A 4,009-nucleotide genomic window follows, 5' to 3' on the forward strand; every position below is an offset into this window, starting at 1 on the left:
CCTACGCATCCTCGTCGGGAGCACGTGGGTCTGTCGATGCCCCCGGCTACGTCTTGGCGCGGTGGTTGTCAGTCGGGGCGGGAGATCGCCGCCGAGTGAATCCCGATGCTTGGGGGGTGAACTTGCACCACCAGCTGTCGCCCCGCGGCAAGAGTCAGTGACCTCCATGAACCCAACGGAGGGAGCAGTCATCATGAAGATTTTCAGCCGGCTACCCCCGGCGCGACGCACTCCAACCCGAGTCAGTCGCCTGGGGCGACTATCCATCGCGCTCCTCGCTGCTCTGACCCTAACCCTTACCGCGATCCTGGATGTCGCCGTCTCGCTCTGGGGGTGTTCGTCATGATCCGCGATTCCGTGGAAACTCACGTGCGGCCGGGACCGACGATTTCGTTCGTCATGGCGGCGCTGTTCCTAGCTCTCGCCCTATGGGCAGCCACGGGAGCCGGATTCTGGGCACTTGGGCTCTTGGCCCTGGCCATCATGTGGATGTGTCTCGGCATCCGCGCTCTGAGGCGCACGAAAACAAGAGTCTGAGGAGACGAGACGGGCCACCCCTCCTAGTCGGAAGGGGCGGCCCGTTCGGCTCGGGGCGGTTACTCGCCGCGCGAGACGCGGATCATCTCGTCGCGCGGGACGACCTTGATGCGCGCGCGCTCGTGCGGGGCGCCGAGAGCGATCTCGTGCTCGTCGAGTCGGTGCCAACCCTCGAGGTCGGTCCAGCGCACACCGCGCTCGGCCAGGAGGGCGGGGATCGCCTCCTCCTCTGGGTGCGCGGGACGCCACCACTCGGCCTGGTCGTTGATGACGTGGCGCACGGTCTCCATGGCATCCGACTTGGTGTGTCCGATGAGGCCGACGGGTCCGCGCTTGATCCACCCGGTGGCGTAGAGGCCGGGGATCCGCTCGTTCGAGTCGGATGCCAGCACCTGGCCCTCGTGGTTCGGGATGACGCCGTGACGCTCGTCGAACGGCACGTCGGTCAGCGGCGAGCCGAAGTACCCGACGGCCCGGTAGATCGCCTGGATCGGGACCTCGCGGATCTCGCCGGTGCCCGAGACGCCGCCCTCGGCGTCGGGCTTCGTGCGCTCGTACTTCAGCGCGGCGACGCGGCCCTCGGCATCCGTCACGACCTCCAGGGGCTTCGCCCAGAAGTGCAGGTGCAAGCGGCGCGAGGCTTCGCCCCCGGCGTTGTTGGCGCCGGGACGCGTGCGCCACTCCTGCAGGACGCGGTCGATGACCTTGACCTGCTTGTTGGTCTGGATGGCGGTGAGGGAGGCCTCGTCGTAGTCGAAGTCCTCGTCGTAGACGACCATGTCGACATCGCGAAGCTCGCCGAGTTCGCGCAGCTCGAGCGGCGTGAACTTCACCTGGGCGGGACCGCGGCGGCCGAACACGTGGACATCGGTGACGGGCGAGGCCTTGAGCCCCTGGTACACGTTGTCGGGCACCTCGGTGGGAAGCAGGTCGTCGGCGTGCTTGGCGAGCATGCGCGTGATGTCGAGCGCGACGTTGCCGTTGCCGATCACCGCGACCGACTCGGCCTCGAGCGGCCACTCGCGCGGCACATCGGGGTGACCGTCGAACCAGCTGACGAAGTCGGCCGCACCGTACGAGCCGTGTGCGTCGATGCCGGGGATGTCGAGGTCGGCGTCACGGATCGCGCCGGTGGCGAAGATGACGGCGTTGTAGTGCTGCTTCAGGTCGTCGAGCGTGATGTCGGTGCCGAAGTTCACGTTGCCGAAGAGCCGGATGTCGCCGCGGTCGAGCACCTCGCGGAGCGCCGTGATGACGCCCTTGATGCGCGGGTGGTCGGGGGCGACACCGTAGCGGACGAGACCGTAGGGGGCGGGGAGCTGCTCGAACAGGTCGATGGACACGTCGAACTGGCGCTCGGCCTTCAGCAGGATGTCGGCGGCGTAGATGCCGGCGGGGCCGGCGCCGACGATGGCAAGGCGCAGCTTCGTCATGGGGGTCCTCTCGATCGCGATCGGGGGGTGTGGGGGAAGGTCAGGCGGAGCGGTCGGCCACCGCGCGGGCGAAACGCGTCAGGGCCTCGCGGACGGCCCCGTCCGGCAGCGGCTCGAGCGCGTCGATCGCGTCCTGCGACCACCGGTGGGCGAGGTCGAGCGTCTCGCGCGTCGTCTCGTGCTCGCGGAGCTCGGTGAGCGCGTCGTCGAGGATCGCCGGGTCAGCGCCCGCGGCGATCAGGTCCTGCCCCTCGTCGATGCGCGCCCGGAGGTCGGCCGAGGCCTGGTCGGAGCGGTGGCCGAGCAGCAGGTACGGCATGGTGGGCACGCCCGCGCGGAGGTCGGTGCCAGGCACCTTGCCGGTCTCGGACGGGTCGGGCGAGAGATCGATGACGTCGTCGAGCAGCTGGAAGGCGACACCCGCCTTCTCACCGAAGACGACCATCGGAGCCTCGAACTCCTCGGGGGCGCCCGAGTAGATCACGCCCGACTGCGCGGCCGCGGCGATGAGCGAACCGGTCTTGTCGGCGAGGACGCGCAGGTAGAACTCGACCGGCTCGTCGCCCTCCTGCGGACCGACGGTCTCGTGCATCTGACCGAGGACGAGCCGCTCGAACGTGTCGGCCTGCAGCTGGATCGCGCGCTCACCGCGGCGGGCCATGAGCTGGCTCGCGCGGGAGAAGAGCAGGTCACCGGTGAGGATGGCGATGTTGTTGCCCCACACCGTCTGCGCGCTGGGCACGCCACGACGCTTGTCGGCACCGTCCATGACGTCGTCGTGGTACAGGGAACCGAGGTGCGTCAGCTCGAGGGCCGTGGCCACCTCCACGACCTCGGTCGTGGTGCCCTGGCCGAGCTGCGCCGTGAGGATCGCGAGCATCGGGCGCACGCGCTTGCCGCCCGCCTCGTACAGGTATCGGGCGGTGACGTCGGCGAGCCGGTCGGCGCTGCGCACCTCGCGCTCCAGCGTGCTCTCGACACGGTCGAGGCCGGCCTCGACGGTGGAGAGCAGGGTGCGCGCACGCAGTCCGGCGAAGATGCGGTCACTCAGGCCCAGCTTGCCCGACAGGCGGGAGCCGGCCGCGGGCGGTCTCGGGGTCACGGGTTTCAGCCTATCCTGGCGCGGTCCGGGGTCGCCGTCGGTATCTCGACGGTTGACAGCACGCGCCCTCTCGGGACTACGCGCCCGGGTTGATTCCGCGGTGGAGGGCCACGATGCCGAACGTGAGGTTGCGGTACGCCACATTCACCCAGCCCGCGTCGCGCATCCACGCCGCGAGCGTCGGCTGGTTCGGCCAGTCGCGGATCGATTCGTTCAGGTAGTCGTACGCCTCGGCGTTGGAGCTCATCGCCTTCGCCACGGTCGGCAGCACGCGGTCGTTGTAGAAGCGATAGAGACCGTTGAAGGCCCGGGACGGCGGATGCGAGAACTCGCAGACCACGATGCGGCCCCCGGGCTTCGTGACCCGGCGGAGCTCCCGCAGCGCACGACGCGGGTCGTTGACGTTCCGCAGACCGAACGACATCGTCACCGCGTCGAACTCACCGTCCTGGAACGGCAGGTCGGTGGCATCCGCCTGCACGAACTCGAGGTTCGGGACGCTCCCGTGCCGACGGCGCCCCTCGGCGATCATGCCGGGCGAGAAGTCCGCCGCGACGACGTTCGCACCGCTCGGCACGAACGCCATCGACGACGTGCCGGTGCCGGCCGCGAGGTCGAGGATGCGCTCGCCCCGCTTCGGGGCGACGGCCTTCAGGGTCGCGACGCGCCAGAACCGGTCGTTGCCGAGACTCAGCACCGAGTTGGTGCGGTCGTAGGCCGCGGCCACCTGGTCGAACATGCCGCTGACGCGCTGGGGGTCCTTGCCGAGGTCGGCGCGGTTGGGGTCGCTGCTCACCCGTCGAGTCTAGGCGCGGGCAGCGTCGTCGTCCTCGGCTTGCGCGAGGTCGGCCAGTCGCTGCAACCACGGACCGGTCACGTCGTCCGAGAACGGCGCCTCCCGGTCGCGCACGCGCCGCTGGAGGTCGACGGCGACGGA

At 69.7% G+C, this 4,009-nt stretch carries 3 protein-coding genes; all 3 read right to left on the reverse strand.

Features of this window, described 5'->3' with window-relative positions; translation table 11 throughout:
• Positions 1-596: 596 nt before the first annotated feature.
• A complete protein-coding gene (locus tag I5G_RS03740; protein WP_022877856.1) occupies positions 597-1,970 on the reverse strand; it encodes an FAD-dependent oxidoreductase in 1,374 nt (457 codons plus the stop codon).
• Positions 1,971-2,010: 40 nt separating this feature from the next.
• Positions 2,011-3,072 (reverse strand): polyprenyl synthetase family protein, encoded by a 1,062-nt coding sequence (locus tag I5G_RS03745; protein ID WP_022877857.1) that lies wholly within the window; start codon positions 3,070-3,072, stop codon positions 2,011-2,013.
• Between the two features lie 76 nt (positions 3,073-3,148).
• A complete protein-coding gene (locus tag I5G_RS03750; RefSeq protein WP_022877858.1) occupies positions 3,149-3,868 on the reverse strand; it encodes a demethylmenaquinone methyltransferase in 720 nt (239 codons plus the stop codon).
• Between the last annotated feature and the right edge of the window lie 141 nt (positions 3,869-4,009).

The organism is Microbacterium sp. B19, assembly GCF_000333395.1.
Lineage (GTDB): Bacteria > Actinomycetota > Actinomycetes > Actinomycetales > Microbacteriaceae > Microbacterium.

What these genes read in the sequence shown, in the direction of transcription:
- I5G_RS03740 (WP_022877856.1), bottom strand. Translation starts at nt 1,970, where the DNA reads ATGACGAAGCTGCGCCTTGCCATCGTCGGCGCCGGCCCCGCCGGCATC.